Origin of the sequence: Citrobacter sp. C13 (genome assembly GCF_014596815.2) — a bacterium.
In the GTDB taxonomy this organism is placed as follows: domain Bacteria; phylum Pseudomonadota; class Gammaproteobacteria; order Enterobacterales; family Enterobacteriaceae; genus Citrobacter; species Citrobacter portucalensis.
This window is the reverse complement of the sequence record NZ_CP115024.1, coordinates 568,979-585,306: the sequence shown is the minus strand read 5'-3', so window position 1 is coordinate 585,306 and position 16,328 is coordinate 568,979. Positions and strand designations below refer to the sequence as shown.

At 48.3% G+C, this 16,328-nt stretch carries 12 protein-coding genes and 1 other RNA gene; 4 read left to right on the top strand and 9 right to left on the bottom strand.

Annotated features, from left to right (window positions below):
* Positions 1–8 precede the first annotated feature (8 nt).
* Both tdcB and tdcA read right to left on the bottom strand, forming a co-directional pair.
* Entirely contained in the window at positions 9–998 is a 990-nt protein-coding gene (gene tdcB, locus IB222_RS02875; protein ID WP_003828594.1) for a bifunctional threonine ammonia-lyase/L-serine ammonia-lyase TdcB, read from the bottom strand.
* A gap of 98 nt (positions 999–1,096) precedes the next feature.
* Positions 1,097–2,035, bottom strand: coding sequence for a transcriptional regulator TdcA (tdcA, locus tag IB222_RS02870; protein ID WP_149384514.1), 939 nt, complete (start codon positions 2,033–2,035; stop codon positions 1,097–1,099).
* 1,101 nt (positions 2,036–3,136) lie between these two features.
* Here tdcA and IB222_RS02865 point away from each other — a divergent pair.
* A protein-coding gene (locus IB222_RS02865; RefSeq protein WP_113772681.1) for an IS3 family transposase occupies positions 3,137–4,284 on the top strand; the annotation gives its coding sequence in 2 pieces (ribosomal slippage) (positions 3,137–3,374 and positions 3,374–4,284; 1,149 coding nt in all).
* Between the two features lie 259 nt (positions 4,285–4,543).
* On the opposite strand, the gene IB222_RS02860 is transcribed toward IB222_RS02865, so the two are convergent.
* From IB222_RS02860 to garP, 7 genes are all read right to left on the bottom strand, one after another.
* Complete coding sequence (locus tag IB222_RS02860) at positions 4,544–5,245, bottom strand: inovirus-type Gp2 protein (protein ID WP_137360109.1); 702 nt, start codon at positions 5,243–5,245, stop codon at positions 4,544–4,546.
* Positions 5,246–5,564: 319 nt separating this feature from the next.
* On the bottom strand, positions 5,565–6,959 hold the full coding sequence (locus IB222_RS02855; protein ID WP_223240830.1) for a tyrosine-type recombinase/integrase: 1,395 nt from the start codon (positions 6,957–6,959) through the stop codon (positions 5,565–5,567).
* A gap of 289 nt (positions 6,960–7,248) precedes the next feature.
* Positions 7,249–7,625: RNase P RNA component class A (rnpB, locus tag IB222_RS02850), an RNA gene on the bottom strand.
* A gap of 32 nt (positions 7,626–7,657) precedes the next feature.
* Positions 7,658–8,803, bottom strand: coding sequence for a glycerate 2-kinase (gene garK, locus IB222_RS02845; protein WP_079938295.1), 1,146 nt, complete (start codon positions 8,801–8,803; stop codon positions 7,658–7,660).
* A gap of 65 nt (positions 8,804–8,868) precedes the next feature.
* Positions 8,869–9,759 carry a 2-hydroxy-3-oxopropionate reductase gene (gene garR / locus IB222_RS02840; RefSeq protein ID WP_071696776.1) on the bottom strand — a complete coding sequence of 297 codons (891 nt, stop codon included), beginning with the start codon at positions 9,757–9,759 and terminating at the stop codon, positions 8,869–8,871.
* A 30-nt stretch (positions 9,760–9,789) separates the two neighbouring features.
* A complete protein-coding gene (gene garL, locus IB222_RS02835; RefSeq protein ID WP_008785889.1) occupies positions 9,790–10,560 on the bottom strand; it encodes a 2-dehydro-3-deoxyglucarate aldolase in 771 nt (256 codons plus the stop codon).
* A gap of 15 nt (positions 10,561–10,575) precedes the next feature.
* Positions 10,576–11,910 (bottom strand): galactarate/glucarate/glycerate transporter GarP, encoded by a 1,335-nt coding sequence (gene garP / locus IB222_RS02830; protein WP_003828604.1) that lies wholly within the window; start codon positions 11,908–11,910, stop codon positions 10,576–10,578.
* A gap of 405 nt (positions 11,911–12,315) precedes the next feature.
* On the opposite strand from garP, the gene garD reads away from it, so the two are divergent.
* The 3 genes from garD to gatZ all read left to right on the top strand — a co-directional run bounded on the left by garD (position 12,316) and on the right by gatZ (position 16,325).
* Positions 12,316–13,887 (top strand): galactarate dehydratase, encoded by a 1,572-nt coding sequence (gene garD / locus IB222_RS02825; RefSeq protein ID WP_149384974.1) that lies wholly within the window; start codon positions 12,316–12,318, stop codon positions 13,885–13,887.
* A gap of 178 nt (positions 13,888–14,065) precedes the next feature.
* Positions 14,066–14,920 carry a tagatose bisphosphate family class II aldolase gene (locus IB222_RS02820; protein ID WP_063941601.1) on the top strand — a complete coding sequence of 285 codons (855 nt, stop codon included), beginning with the start codon at positions 14,066–14,068 and terminating at the stop codon, positions 14,918–14,920.
* Between the two features lie 133 nt (positions 14,921–15,053).
* Complete coding sequence (gene gatZ, locus IB222_RS02815) at positions 15,054–16,325, top strand: tagatose-bisphosphate aldolase subunit GatZ (RefSeq protein WP_003828612.1); 1,272 nt, start codon at positions 15,054–15,056, stop codon at positions 16,323–16,325.
* Positions 16,326–16,328: the final 3 nt, after the last annotated feature.

Below are 16,328 nucleotides of genomic sequence, written 5' to 3'. Positions count from 1 at the left end.
GAAGTATATTAAGCGTCAACTAAACCAGTAATTTGAGATACACGAGAAAGGTCGATATTACCGCCAGAAATAATGCTGACTGTTTTTCTGTTCTGGATATAGCTATCTAATTTCCCGCTTAATAATGCTGCGCATGCCAGCGCGCCGGCACCTTCAGTCACAACTTTATTTCGCTGAATTAATGCCACCATGCTGTTGCGAATTTCGTCTTCGCTGACCAGGACAATGTCATCCACCAACTCACGAACAATTTCATACGTTAAAGTACCCGGGCGGGAAACGTCACAACCATCCGCCAGGGTGCCGGTCGTTCGGTGCGTGGTTATTTCTCCAGCGTGGAAAGAAGCCGCCATGCCGTGAACGTTTTCAGACTGCACGCCAATAATTTTAATGGTCGGGTTAATAGATTTAATTGCCACCGCAATACCAGCAATCAGTCCGCCACCGCCAATTGGCACAATCACGTTATCGACATCGTACAGATCTTCCAGAATTTCCAGACCAATAGTGCCCTGACCAGCAATAACTTTCGGGTCATCATAGGGTGGAATAAAGATACGGCCTTCAGTTTCCACAATCTCGCTAACCTTAGCGATGGTGTCGTTGAAGTTGTCGCCGTGCAGTACAACTTCTGCAGAATAATCGCAGGTTGCCGCTACTTTAGACTTCGGAGCGCCTTTCGGCATCACCACTTTGCCGTCGATTCCGAGCATAGCGCAGGAGAGAGAAACGCCTTGCGCATGGTTACCTGCAGAGCAAGCCACCACGCCCTTACATCTTTCAGCTTCGGTTAATGAACTGAGCTTGTTAAAAGCACCACGGATTTTAAATGAACCGGTACGCTGCATGTTTTCAAATTTGAGGAAAATTTCCCCTTTGCAACGTTCACTAAAATAGTTAGAGCGAGGCATTCCCGTTTTATAAATTTTCCCCGCAAGTCTTTTTTTCGCTTCGAGGATATCTTCAATTGCAACTGGGAGATCGTATGTAATGTGCATTAGAACCTCTTACCTGGGTATTAAAGTAAATAGATAGCCGTGACCATTGTCAGATATAGACAGATGGCGTTTATTTCGTGTTAAAACAAATTCAATTTTTAATCAATTTCAATTAATTGCCTTCGTCTCCGACAATTATATGATGAATACTCTTTGGCTAATTCCACCAAAATAGATGCTGCTTTTTTAATTCGATAATTTTTCGACCACACGGCGGCATAACGCGCGACGGGTAAAGTTTCTTCTACCGGGATAGTAATAAACTGGTTTGAGCCAAACGGTGTGGTCATATCGCAGGGAATTACTGTTAAGAAATCAGCATTGAGAACAAGATTATAAATCGTAACGACAGAGTCTGTTTTAACGATGTTTTCACTGCTGATGCCATTATTCTGTAACGTGGTAAGAAGTTCGCTGTAGTACCCCATATTCGTTTGTGGCAACACCCACTGTTCGTTTTTCAACGCGCTCAGCAAGGTGATGCCGGTGCATGTTCGGGACTTGCTGGCAACCAGGATAAAGTCTGACTCAAAGAGCGGCTCAACGTGCAGATCATGCAGTTTCATCTCATCACTCAGCGTACCGATGGCGAAATCCAGACGTCCGTCACGAATCGCCGGTAAGAAGGAGGAGAGCTGAGCTTCATACATAGAAACCTGCGCCTTCGGGAACACTTCTTTGAATTTTTTAATCATGCCGGACATGATGGTGAAGGCAATCAGTGAAGGAAAGCCAAACGACACATCAACGACCGCGTTGCTCGTCATGCTGTTCATCTCATCAACCATGTTTTTCATTTCACGGGTAATAGATTCAGACCATGAGAGCATCACCTGACCTGCCTGAGTCAATGTCACACCAGTATTTTTACGTACTACCAACTCAATACCAAAATAAGCCTCAACATCATTGATGATTTTACTGACAGCGGGTTGAGTTAAACCTAATTCTTTTGCAGCTGAGCCGATAGAACCGCTTCTAATGACTTCCTGAAAGACCACTAAGTGCTGTGTTTTAGGGAGTGTAATAGTATTCATATCGACCTGCGTTAATTACTTTGTTGACGGCAGGAAGTGTACCAAATTAAGCGAACAAGGATATGTGCTACCCCTCACAAATCCCCTTGACTTACATTTTGTAAGACTATCGTTAAAATTTAAATCACTTAATAATCATATAGATATGAATTATCGATCTCGCTTTATCCTGACTTTAATCAAAAAAAGATGGGGGGATAACGATTTTTTATGGCTATAACACCTCCATTTTTTCCACTATTTTTTAAAACCATGAAAGGCTATATTTCAATCAATTACAGAACAATTATCAGGCAAGATGGCGCTTAAATTTAATAAACAACTTATCAAATTTAATTATATTTTAATGATTATGGCGATTAAATAACGTTATGCATCACATTTTTTCGCCATATTTGTTTGTAAAGAAACATTACATTTATTAAAATTCAATCTAAAAAACACAAACAATTATCATATGTAACATCACATTAACACTGATTTTGTGCGATTTATTAGCAAGTAATTTTGTGATGGCGATCGATTGCGTTCGATTATTCTCGATAAAAACGTATCGCGCAGCGTTTTGTGTTGGTCGTCACAAAATTAGAAATATCCCACAACGTATTCCCTCAAATAAAAGACGTTCAGCGCATAAATAAAGGTCAAATAAAGAGTAGATGAAGAGAAAATAAACGCCAGAATCGTGTTAAACCAATCATAACGCGACAGGGAAAACGTCTGCCGGATGGCGGTGTAAACACCTTATCCGGCCTACAAAACCCGTTCCTGCCATCCTTGTAGGCCTGATAAGCGCAGCGCCATCAGGCATAACAACCAGTGCGGTGATTCAAAACCTACAAAGCAAAAACCCCGCCGAAGCGGGGTTTTATAAAGAGTGAAGCTGACCGATAAGTCAGGAAAAATCAACCATACATCAGGCATCTGTGGCGTTTGTGTTGTCTTGTATCACAGACTGTATCCCACTTTGTATCACAACGATAGTCCTGAAATTTACTCGCTATCAGCCGTATTGAAGCTTTTGCTGTACGGGCAATGTGAATCGCCACGGGTTTAACAGACACCTCAGAGTCATTTAAGATGGCTTAAAGAGAGGTGCCCATGAGCGGTAAGCGTTATCCCGAAGAGTTTAAAACTGAAGCAGTCAAACAGGTTGTTGATCGCGGTTATTCTGTTGCCAGCGTGGCAACACGTCTCGATATCACCACCCACAGCCTTTACGCCTGGATAAAGAAGTACGGTCCGGATTCTTCCACTAATAAAGAACAGTCAGATGCTCAGGCCGAGATCCGTCGTCTCCAGAAAGAGCTGAAGCGGGTTACCGACGAACGGGACATATTAAAAAAAGCCGCGGCGTACTTCGCAAAGCTGTCCGACTGAGGTACGCCTTTATCCGTGACAACACCTGTTGCTGGCCTGTTCGCCTGCTCTGTCGGGTGCTGGATGTTCATCCCAGTGGTTTTTACGCCTGGCTTCAGCAGCCGCATTCTCAACGCCATCAGGCAGACCTGAGACTGACAGGACAGATTAAACAGTTCTGGCTGGAATCGGGATGCGTCTATGGTTATCGCAAAATCCATCTGGATCTGCGGGACAGCGGGCAACAGTGCGGAGTGAACAGAGTCTGGCGACTGATGAAACGTGTCGGGATAAAGGCTCAGGTCGGATACCGGAGCCCGCGGGCACGTAAAGGCGAGGCCAGTATCGTGTCGCCCAACAGGCTCCAGCGACAGTTCAATCCGGATGCTCCTGATGAGCGTTGGGTAACAGACATAACCTACATCAGGACCCACGAAGGCTGGCTGTATCTTGCTGTGGTTGTTGATCTGTTCTCACGCAAAATTATCGGCTGGTCCATGCAATCCCGGATGACAAAGGACATTGTCCTGAACGCACTGCTGATGGCTGTATGGCGGCGTAATCCCCAAAAACAGGTGCTGGTTCATTCGGATCAGGGCAGTCAGTACACAAGCCATGAGTGGCAGTCGTTCCTGAAATCACACGGCCTGGAGGGCAGCATGAGCCGTCGCGGTAACTGCCATGATAATGCGGTTGCAGAAAGCTTTTTCCAGTTGTTGAAACGCGAACGGATAAAGAAAAAGATCTACGGAACGCGGGAAGAAGCCCGCAGTGATATTTTTGATTACATCGAAATGTTTTATAACAGTAAGCGTCGGCATGGTTCTAGCGATCAGATGTCACCGACAGAATATGAAAACCAGTATTATCAACGGCTCGGAAGTGTCTAGATTATCTGTGGCGATTCAATCCGAAATATTCCGGCGACAGTAAATCCAGCGGAGCCGCACACCAGCTTAAATCTACGTGGAAAAGATAGTGATGGGGTGCTATATTTAAAAGTTAAGCTGTAGCATATGAGAGAAGGCGTCGTTAAACGCAATGAGCGCTATCGTGAGCGGTTTTTGTGGTGTAGGTAATGCGAAGGTACTGCTTCCTGATTTGAAGGCCGTAGAGAGCGTTACACGAAGGATTTAGCGATTATGGTATTCAGGATGCTTTCATTTGTAATCTGGAACCGGAAAACATTTTTGGTTGTCCTTTCTGATCAGATGATTTTCCGCGATTCTTGGCAAGATAAGAAATTCGCTTAACCATCTCCACCAGTGAAGCATGGTCACATTGCCTGATTATATATCTGCCATGTGGAAGATGAACCCTTGAAACTCCGTTTGTCAGGTCAGTCCATATCCGGCTGATACGCCCGATCATTCCATCATCACCAAAGCCTGCCGTTCTGACCTGGAAGTAAGGCAGGGCAATCCAGCAGTGATAGTGTACCTGTTTCGCCTTTTCTTTTTCGCGAACCCAGCCGTAGGCAAATTTCCTGATTGGCTGATTACTCCACGCTTTCGCTGTAAACTCGCCACGCAGGCGGGCGAACAGTTCGCTGATTAATTTATTGCTTTCCTCAGCGCTCATTCCTTCCGGCACTGATAGGTCAAAGCGAAAACCATAGACTTCACGGTAGTGTGACTGCATGGCGCGAAGCTGAGTAATAAATTTATCTATGATCTCTTTACGGATGGGGTTGCTGTTTTTGTCATCCGGGTCGTGGTTGAGCTGGTATTCGAGACCATCAAGTGAGTAAACGGGGCTATGGATCAGAGAGTAACGACCATCCCTGTCACGGTGATGTGAGATGTATTGAGTTAAGGACAATTTACTAAGAACAGAAATAGCAACCCCCACTTACCAGGTATATCTCTTTAAGATAATAATAAAAACCAGTACGCGGCGAGCATAATGGATGACCCCCGAGCAGGCACCGGCGCTGGCTTTTACGGACAGAAATGTTTGTTTATTTTACTCAGAAAACATGCCACAAACAGAAATTAACCAAGAATCATATTGTTTTTTTTATTCCAATTCAATGATTATTTTCTTCGTCGGCATTTTTCAGGTTTGTTTCTGCCATTTTTCCGCTTTTGCTATAGCCTAATTCAATGCTTCACAAGCGATAAGTTCTTGGCTACGGTCCAGCAACCCCATTGAATTAGAATGACTATCACTAAAACCAATCAACACTATCAACAACTGGAAGCAAATCCGAAACTTTCATCTTGCCCGTGTAAACCTTGGTTTGCCCTTGGTTTGAATGTTCGTGGCCTATCGTTTGCTGAACAAGTGTGAGGGTGTGCTTTGCCTGAATCTCAGTTACGAAAGTGTGACGTAAGCTGTGCACAATACGTCTATTTTTATAATCATCAAGATAATCAATACCCAATTGCTCACGTATCGCATGGAAAAGCCGCGTTACCTGACTTGTATTAGTGATTTCTGGGAACAAGTTGGTATCTGCCTTTTTGCTATCCAAATAATCCAAAAAACCCATATTGATCAAACGTTGTGAGATAGGAACCTGTCGAATCCCCGCCTCAGTCTTACTATCTCCGATCATTATGTAATACCGTTGGCTATCGTCGTCCAAGCGCACATCTGAAACCCTCAGTTTTGCGATTTCAGAACGACGGGCCCCTGTATACGCTAGCAACAAAAAACCCCATTTATTCCAACCATCTAATGTCGCGAAGTGTTCTACCATCTTTCTCATTTCTGTACGATTGTAATGGCCGTAGCTGTGACTTTTTGCTTCATACTTGACGTTGTTTGTAGGCGGTAATTCAAGAATATCCTCTTCTTTAGTCAGGTAGGTTGAAAATAACCCCTGACAAAGTTTCAGATAATCTTTGACCGTTTTTGATGAAACTAAGTCTTCTTCTGGAACTTCATCCAAATCTAAACATTGCTGGATAGTCATCCTGTTGTATGGCCTCTTGTTTTGGCGAGGAAGACCTTCAACGACTTCAAGCAAGTGTTTAATATCGCGCCGAGTGATTTCAGTAACTAACGTATCAGCACCAAGAACCATCTCTATCACTTCATAATATTTCTCATTACCCTGTCGAATCTTAGGCACCCAATCAGACTTAAATGCGAGAAATCCCTGCCATGCCTTAGATAAAGTAATCCCAGAGGCCAATGATTCTTCAGGTTTATCGGCTACGGTAGGCGCATAGTGGTTGTCTGGGCGCATGGAGTTAACAATCTGTTGGTAATCAGAATGTCGCTGATCCATAAAGGCTATATGTGCATCGCAATAGTGTCTCCAGAGGAGGTCATACTGTGAAGCCACATTATCGAGTTCATCCTCCATGCCCGTAAGATCAAACTGGCTACCAAGTTGTTCTATAACTGAATCTGTCGATAGCGGCTCAACATCTTGTTTGAAGGTTCCATCAAGTAGCAATCCAACATCAAGCGCAATACGTTTTTCACGGGCCAATGAACCTGATTTTCGCAAGGTACTACGTACAGTAGAGGGGATTTTTTTCGCTGCGGCATAAAAACCTGCCTGAATTTCAAGCAAATACTTATCAATATCGTCTTGTTCTAACTTCTTCATTTTCTGCACTATATCCATTAATAGCGTTGGTTCCATCTTGGACGATTTTACAAGAGAAATAAACATAGAGAGGCGAGAAGATATAAATCTTGCTCTGTTGGCTGAATCGCTACCCAAAGACATGCGAAAGAATCGGCCTGTAGATAGCCTGAAATGAAGGCAGTAGCGATTGCCACGCTTAATAATATTCGGGATGGAACAACCGTTGGTATGTCTCGTTTGTATCACAGTCTGTGTCACATTTTCACCTATTAAGGCCTGAGACACACCAACGTATTGTTTTAGAAGAAGTTGAAGCTGACCGATAAGCCGGGTTCTGTCGTGGACAGTCATTCATCTAGGCCAGCAATCGCTCACTGGCTCAAGCAGCCTACCCGGGTTCAGTACGGGCCGTACCTTGTGAACCCCTATTTGGCCTTGCTCCGGGTGGAGTTTACCGTGCCACGGACTGTTACCAGCCGCGCGGTGCGCTCTTACCGCACCCTTTCACCCTTACCTGATCCCACTTGCGTGGGCCATCGGCGGTTTGCTCTCTGTTGCACTGGTCGTGGGTTTCCCCCCCAGGCGTTACCTGGCACCCTGCCCTATGGAGCCCGGACTTTCCTCCCCTCCGCCCGTCTCCCCCGAAGAGGACGACGACGAAGCGGCGACTGTCTGGTCAGCTTCGGCGCGCAGTATAGAGGGTTTGCGGGGCAATGTCACCCCGCACTGCGCATTCCTATCGCTAACGTGGCAGCGATGTTTCTTGAGGCGCGATAAATATTATCAAATGCCCCACGGAAGGCCTCTTCCAGCGTGCTGATGCTGGTCAATACGCTAAACACCGCATCGATACCATATTGATGCACTACCTCCACATCGCGCGTCAGGCTGCCGCCAATACCAATGACCGGCTTGTGGTACTTCTTCGCGACATTCGCCACGCCGACCGGCACTTTGCCGTGAATGCTCTGGCTGTCGATCCGCCCTTCGCCGGTCACCACCAGCGTACAGTCGTGAATATGCTCTTCCAGATTGAGCGCCTGGGTCACAATCTCGATACCGCTGCGCAGCTCGGCGCCTAAAAAAGCCATTAACGCCGCGCCCATTCCGCCTGCCGCACCGGAGCCTGGCACATCTTTCACATCGACCCGCAGCGATTTTTTAATGATGTCGGCATAATGAGACAGATTACGGTCCAGTTCGAGAATGCGTTCTTCCGTCGCCCCTTTCTGCGGGCCAAAAATGCGCGAAGCGCCAGAATCGCCGATGAGAGGATTAGTCACATCGCAGGCCACACGAATGGAACAGGTTTTTAAGCGCGGATCCAGGCCCGAGATATCGATAGTGTTCAGACTCATCAGGCTTCCACCACCGTAGCCAATCTCTGTCCCGTTGGCGTCGCAAAGTTTTGCCCCCAGCGCCTGCACCATACCCGCGCCACCGTCGTTGGTCGCACTGCCGCCGATGCCAATAATGATGCTCTGCGCACCGCTATCCAGTGCCTGCAAAATCAGCTCTCCGGTGCCACGCGACGTAGTGACTAAAGGGTTGCGCTTTTCAGGAGGCACTAACGCCAGACCGCTGGCTGCCGCCATTTCGATAAACGCGGTTTTACCATCTCCGGACATGCCCCAGCAGGCATTCACTTTTTCGCCCAGCGGCCCCGTTACTTGCGCTGAATGTTCACTCCCTTGCGTCGCGGCAATCATGGCTTCGACCGTTCCTTCGCCACCATCGGCAACCGGAACAGAAACATATTGCGCATCGGGGAAAATTTCCCGAAATCCTTTTTCTATTGCCTGAGCTACCTCGGTGGCAGAAAGGCTTTCTTTATAAGAGTCTGGGGCAATTACGATTTTCATAGTTATGTAGCCTGACTGTGCCGCGCAAGGCAAGAAATACAGGGCGCGCATCCGCGCCCTTCTTGTTAGCGAGTGACTTCCACTTTCGCCAGTTTTTCGTAGTAGCATGCGAGCGCGCTGTGATCGGCAGTACCCAATCCATCTGCGCGTAGCGCCTGCATCATCTCCATGACTGCAGCAGTCAGCGGCAACTGAGCGCCAACGCCATGAGAAGTGTCCAGCGCATTCGCCAGATCTTTGATATGCAGGTCAATACGGAAACCCGGCTTAAAGTTACGGTCCATCACCATCGGCGCTTTCGCGTCCAGAACGGTGCTTCCCGCCAGCCCGCCACGAATCGCCTGATACACCAGATCCGGATTCACACCCGCTTTGGTCGCCAGCGTCAGCGCTTCAGACATCGCGGCAATGTTCAGCGCCACAATCACCTGGTTCGCCAGCTTGGTGACGTTACCCGCGCCAATTTCACCGGTATGTACCACGGATCCGGCCATCGCTTTCAGCAAATCGTAATACTTGTCAAAAATCGCTTTATCACCGCCGACCATCACCGACAACGTGCCGTCAATCGCTTTTGGCTCGCCGCCGCTGACCGGCGCATCCAGCATATCCACGCCTTTCGCTTTCAGCGCTTCGCTGATTTCACGGCTGGCCAACGGTGCAATGGAGCTCATATCGATAAGCACTGTACCCGGTTTTGCCCCTTCAATAATGCCGCCTTCACCCAGTGCCACTTCCTTAACATGCGGAGAGTTCGGCAGCATGGTGATGATCACGTCGCACTGTTCAGCGATATCTTTCGCCGTGGCGGCGGTTTCAGCGCCTGCGGCAATCACTTCCGCAATGGATTCCGGGTTACGGTCAGCAACCACCAGCGAGTAACCTGCCTTGAGGAGGTTTTTACTCATTGGTTTACCCATAATACCGAGGCCAATAAAACCAACTTTCATTGTCATGTCTTTATCTCTCTCTACTGTCGATGGTGGTTATTTCTTAAAAGAATCAGCCAGTTTCTGCGTGGCTGAACGGAACACGCCAAGGTCGCTGCCCACGGCAACAAACGTCGCGCCCCACTCCAGATAACGACGCGCATCCGCCTCTACCGGGGCCAGAATGCCGCTTGGTTTGCCGTGTGCTTTCGCGCGGGCAAAAATGTGCTGGATAGCTTTCTGCACATCAGGATGTGACGCATTGCCGAGGTGGCCTAGCGCCGCGGCCAGATCGCTTGGTCCGACGAAGACACCGTCAACGCCTTCTGTCGCCGCGATTGCATCAACGTTATCAACGCCCTGCTGACTTTCGATCTGCACGATGATGGTGATGTTCTTATTCGACTGCGCAAAGTAGTCCGGTACGGTGCCAAACATATTGGCGCGATGGGATACGGACACGCCACGAATACCTTCCGGCGGATAGCGGGTCGACGCCACAGCGTTAACCGCTTCTTCTTCCGTCTCAACGAACGGGATCAGGAAGTTGTAAAACCCGATATCCAGCAGGCGCTTGATAATCACTGGCTCGTTGGTTGGTACACGCACTACCGCCGCGCTGTCGCTGCCTTTCAGCGCCATTAATTGCGGAATAAACGTCGAGATATCATTCGGCGCATGTTCGCCATCCAGTACCAGCCAGTCAAAACCTGCCAGACCTAAAACTTCGGTACTGATTGGGCTGGCCAATGCAGACCAGCAGCCAATCTGAATTTGTTGCGCCGCGAGGGCCGCTTTAAACTTATTCGGGAAAATCGTGTTATTCATCGCCTATACCTTTGTTTATTTCTGCAATTCCATACGTTTAATGTCACCGACAATAAACAGGTAGCAAACCATTGCCATCAGCGCCGAGCACCCTACAAACATCAGCGCAGCATTAAATGAGTGCAGCTCGCTCACCAGATACCCAATCACCAGCGGGGTGACGATGGAAGCCACGTTGCCAAATACGTTAAATACCCCACCGCACAGACCGACAATCTCTTTCGGCGCGGTATCGGAAATCACCGGCCAACCCAGCGCGCCGAAACCTTTACCGAAGAAAGCCAGCGCCATCAGCGCCACCACAAGAGCGGTATTATCGGTGTAGTTACACAGAATAATGGTCGATGCGAGCAACATGCCGAGCACTATCGGCAGCTTTCGCGCCAGGGTAATGCTGAAACCACGTTTAATCAGATAATCAGAGAACACGCCGCCGAGCACGCCACCGAAAAACCCGCACAGTGCCGGAATCGAAGCCACCATGCCCACTTTCAGGATCGACATACCTTTTTCCTGAACCAGGTAAATCGGGAACCAGGTGAGAAAAAACCAGGTAATTGTGTTGATAAAATACTGGCCAAAGAACACACCAAGCATCATACGGTTCGTGAGCAACTGCTTGATATAATGCAGTTTAGGACCACCTGACTTCACATCGCCCGGCTTTTTATGGTCCATATCCACGACCGCGCCGTTTTCAGAGATAAACTTCAACTCTTCTTGCGACATGCGCGGGTGATCGGTTGGGTTATGAATAAACTTTACCCACAGTCCGGTAAGCACAAAACCAATCACGCCCATTACGGTAAAGACGTGCTCCCAGCCCCAGGCGAAGGTCAGCCAGCCCAGCAGCGGGGAAAACAGCGCCAGGGAAAAATACTGTGCAGAGTTAAAAATCGCAGATGCCGTACCGCGCTCTTTCGTTGGGAACCAGGCCGCCACGATACGGGCATTAGCCGGGAAGGATGGCGCTTCCGAGAAGCCCAGCATAAAGCGCATGATGAACATTGAAATACCCGCCCAGGCCAGCGGGAACATGTCCACAAAGCCCTGCAGGAAGGTAAACAGTGACCAGAAGAACAAACTGTAGGTGTAGACTTTCTTAGAGCCGAATTTATCCAGCAGCCAGCCGCCGGGGATTTGCATCAACAGGTAAGCCCAGCCGAAGGCGGAGAAAATGTAACCCATTGAGATGGCGCTGAGATGTAACTCTTTCGCCACTTCAGTTCCGGCAATAGACAGCGTCGCACGGTCCGCATAGTTAACGGCTGTAACAATAAATATTATCAGCAATATTAAATAACGGGTGTGCGTACCTTTCTTTTTCTCGACAACTGTATCCAATATCATTCTATTTACCTCGGGCACATAAAAGGTTTTTATTATTATTTTGTGGGTATTTCTCGTGATAAATTACCGATAATAGAAATAGATAATAATTTATCAGGCGTTATGAAACCGTGATTTAGTATAATCATCAACACAACGTTAATCATTGTTCAAACGCTCATTAAACTAGCGTTATTTAATTAATGTTTTGGGCATATGCACACATGCCTGGGCGCTAATGCACACATTTACGTATTGCTACCCCTGGCGACGTGGCCTTGCTGAGTTTAAGTGATCATCATCACATTCTTCACGTTAAACTCCTGACATTCTTATTTCACGATACCGAATCTTTATTACTTACAATTAGATTCAAAATATAAATATCCACACTATTATCACCACCTTGTTGGAGAATACTGGACAATGGCCGACATCGAAATCAGACAAGAATCGCCAACGGCGTTTTATATTAAAGTTCACGAAACAGATAATGTGGCGATAATTGTCAATGACAATGGTCTGAAAGCCGGAACGCGTTTTCCGGACGGACTGGAACTCATTGAACATATTCCCCAGGGTCATAAAGTGGCGCTATTGGATATTCCTGTTCATGGCGAAATCGTGCGCTATGGCGAAGTGATAGGCTATGCCGTTCGCCATATCCCACGTGGCAGCTGGATTGATGAATCAATGGTTGAGCTGCCCAAAGCCCCGCCGCTGGAGACGCTGCCGCTGGCAACTAAAGTGCCAGAGCCGCTGCCGCCTCTTGAGGGCTACACCTTTGAAGGTTACCGCAATGCAGACGGTAGCGTCGGCACCAAAAATCTGCTCGGCATCTCCACCAGCGTGCACTGTGTGGCGGGCGTGGTGGACTATGTGGTGAAAATCATTGAACGCGATCTGTTGCCCAAATACCCGAACGTTGACGGTGTGGTGGGGCTCAATCATCTGTACGGCTGCGGTGTGGCGATTAATGCCCCAGCTGCCATCGTTCCGATTCGTACCATTCACAATATTGCGCTAAATCCGAACTTTGGCGGCGAAGTGATGGTCATCGGCCTCGGTTGTGAAAAACTGCAGCCAGAGCGGCTGCTGGAAGGCACGCACGATGTGAAAAGTATTCCGGTCGACAGCGCCAGTATCGTCAGCCTGCAGGATGAAAAGCACGTCGGCTTTCAATCAATGGTCACCGATATTCTGCAAGTGGCCGAACATCATCTGGCAAAGCTCAATCAGCGCCAACGTGAAACTTGCCCGGCTTCAGAACTGGTGGTCGGCATGCAGTGCGGCGGTAGCGATGCGTTTTCCGGCGTGACGGCCAACCCGGCGGTGGGCTATGCCTCCGACCTGTTAGTACGCTGCGGCGCGACCGTAATGTTCTCTGAAGTAACAGAAGTGCGCGATGCCATCCACCTTCTGACCCCACGTGCGATTAACGAAGAAGTCGGTAAACGCCTGCTCGAAGAGATGGCCTGGTACGATAACTACCTTGATATGGGCAAAACGGATCGCAGTGCCAACCCTTCTCCGGGCAACAAGAAAGGCGGTCTGGCAAACGTGGTGGAAAAGGCGCTAGGTTCGATTGCCAAGTCTGGCAAGAGCGCGATTGTCGAAGTATTGTCGCCGGGTCAGCGTCCAACCAAACGTGGCCTGATTTACGCTGCAACCCCCGCCAGTGATTTTGTTTGCGGTACACAGCAGGTCGCTTCCGGGATCACCGTGCAGGTGTTCACCACCGGTCGCGCTACGCCGTATGGCTTGATGGCCGTACCGGTGATTAAAATGGCGACACGCACCGAGCTGGCCAACCGTTGGTTTGACCTGATGGACATTAACGCGGGCACCATCGCCACCGGAGAAGAAACCATTGAAGACGTGGGTCTGAAACTGTTCGAATTTATTCTCGACGTTGCCAGCGGGCGTAAGAAAACCTTCTCGGATCAGTGGGGACTGCATAACCAGCTGGCGGTGTTTAACCCGGCGCCAGTGACCTGATTATCTACCGTATTTTCTTAATGAGCATGCCTTCGGGCATGCTTTTTTTTCGCCGCAACCTTTCGTAAACCTCCCATTTCTTTCGAAACTTTCATTTATCAGATCGAAATCACAAAAAAACGTTACGAAACCCTATACTTTATTTCGAAGAAAGAAATCGAAAGACTTCGGAGGAAGTATGTTTATCATCTCAAGCAAAATGATGCTGAAGAAGGCGCAGCAAGAAGGCTATGCCGTACCGGCGTTTAACATTCACAACCTGGAGACCTTACAGGTTGTCGTGGAAACAGCAGCCGAACTACGCTCTCCGTTGATCGTCGCCGGCACACCTGGCACTTTTAGTTATGCCGGGGTCGGTAACATCGTTGCAATCGCCAGTGAACTGGCAAGAAGCTGGAACCATCCTCTCGCCGTCCATCTCGATCACCATGAAAGCGCCACCGATATTGAAGCGAAAGTCACTACAGGCATTCGCTCCGTGATGATCGATGGTTCCCATCTGCCGTTTGCCGACAACATTGCATTAGTTAAACACGTAACAGACTACTGCCACCGCTATGACGTTAGCGTTGAAGCTGAGCTGGGACGGCTGGGTGGGCAAGAAGATGACCTGATCGTGGACGGAAAAGACGCGCTATATACCCACCCAGAACAGGCTCGGGAGTTCGTGGAAAAAACGGGTATCGACTCACTGGCTGTCGCGATTGGCACAGCTCATGGTCTGTATAACGCTGAACCTAAACTGGATTTCGATCGACTAGCCGAGATTCGTCAGCACGTTGATATCCCACTGGTTTTACATGGCGCATCTGGCCTGCCTACACATGATATTAAGCGCGCAATCTCCTTAGGGGTCTGCAAAGTTAACGTCGCTACCGAACTTAAAATCGCCTTTGCCGGCGCACTCAAAACCTACCTGAGCGCACATACCGATGCGAACGACCCACGGCATTACATGATGCCAGCAAAAGCGGCCATGAAAGAGGTAGTACGTAAGGTGATTGCCGACTGCGGCTGCGAAGGAAAGTTGTAATTGATTAATTAATTCGAATTGTACGGGTTCTGACAAAGGTCTGTTTTTAAAGCTGGATCACGAAAGATGCTTTTACCCTTTGCCTTCAATCCAAAAATATTATGAAGATAAACAAAAGATATCGGAGATAGAAGTGAAAGAAATAATCTCTCGTCATAAAGCAGGTGAGCATTTAGGTATTTGTTCTGTTTGTTCAGCCCATCCGCTGGTTATTGAATCTGCATTACGTTTTGATCTCAATACGAACACGAAAGTTCTAATCGAAGCGACCTCTAATCAGGTTAATCAGTTTGGTGGTTATACCGGGATGAAACCCGCTGATTTCCGTGACTTTGTCTATAGCATCGCACAAGCGGTTGGTTTTCCTCGCGAAAGGCTGATTCTGGGTGGCGATCATCTCGGCCCTAACTGCTGGCAAAACGAACCTGCGGCAGAAGCGATGGAAAAATCCGTAGCCTTAATCAAAGCTTACGTTGCCGCAGGGTTCAGCAAAATCCATCTTGATGCTTCGATGTCCTGTGCTGACGACCCAACGCCGTTAGATCCAATGGTTGTTGCCCAGCGAGCAGCCGTACTTTGCCAGGCCGCAGAAACAACGGCAACCGAAGAACAGAAACACCATCTGACTTACGTTATTGGAACAGAAGTTCCCGTACCAGGCGGAGAAGCCAGCACCATTGGCACCGTTCATGTCACACGCGAAGAAGATGCCGCCCGGACACTGGAAACCCATCAGGTTGCCTTCCGCGCATTAGGGCTTGAAGAGGCGTTAACTCGTGTAATCGCCATTGTGGTTCAACCCGGCGTCGAGTTCGATCACACCCAAATCATTCACTACCAACCACAAGCAGCAGAAGCGCTATCCGCCTGGATAAAAGAGACACCAATGGTCTACGAAGCGCATTCTACCGATTATCAAACCCGCCAGGCATACCGTGCTCTGGTACGCGATCACTATGCAATATTGAAAGTGGGTCCGGCACTCACCTTTGCCCTGCGCGAAGCTATTTTTGCTCTTGCGCAAATGGAAAATGAACTGATCTCCCCAGAACAACGGAGCCGGGTTCTGGAAGTAATTGACGAAGTAATGTTGAATGAACCGGACTACTGGAAAAAATATTATCGCCCAACCTGGAGCCAGGCGATGGTCGATATTCACTTCAGCCTCTCCGACCGTATTCGTTACTACTGGCCGCATCCCCGCATTCGTCAAAGTGTAGAGAAATTAATCACCAACCTTAATGACATCGCTTTACCACTGGGACTCATTAGCCAGTTTATGCCCGTGCAATTTGAACGCCTGACAGAAGGGACGTTAACCGCCACACCACACAATCTGATTATCGACAAAATCCAGGACGTTCTGCGCGCCTATCGCTTTGGTTGCGCACCAGTAATTGCCTGAAAT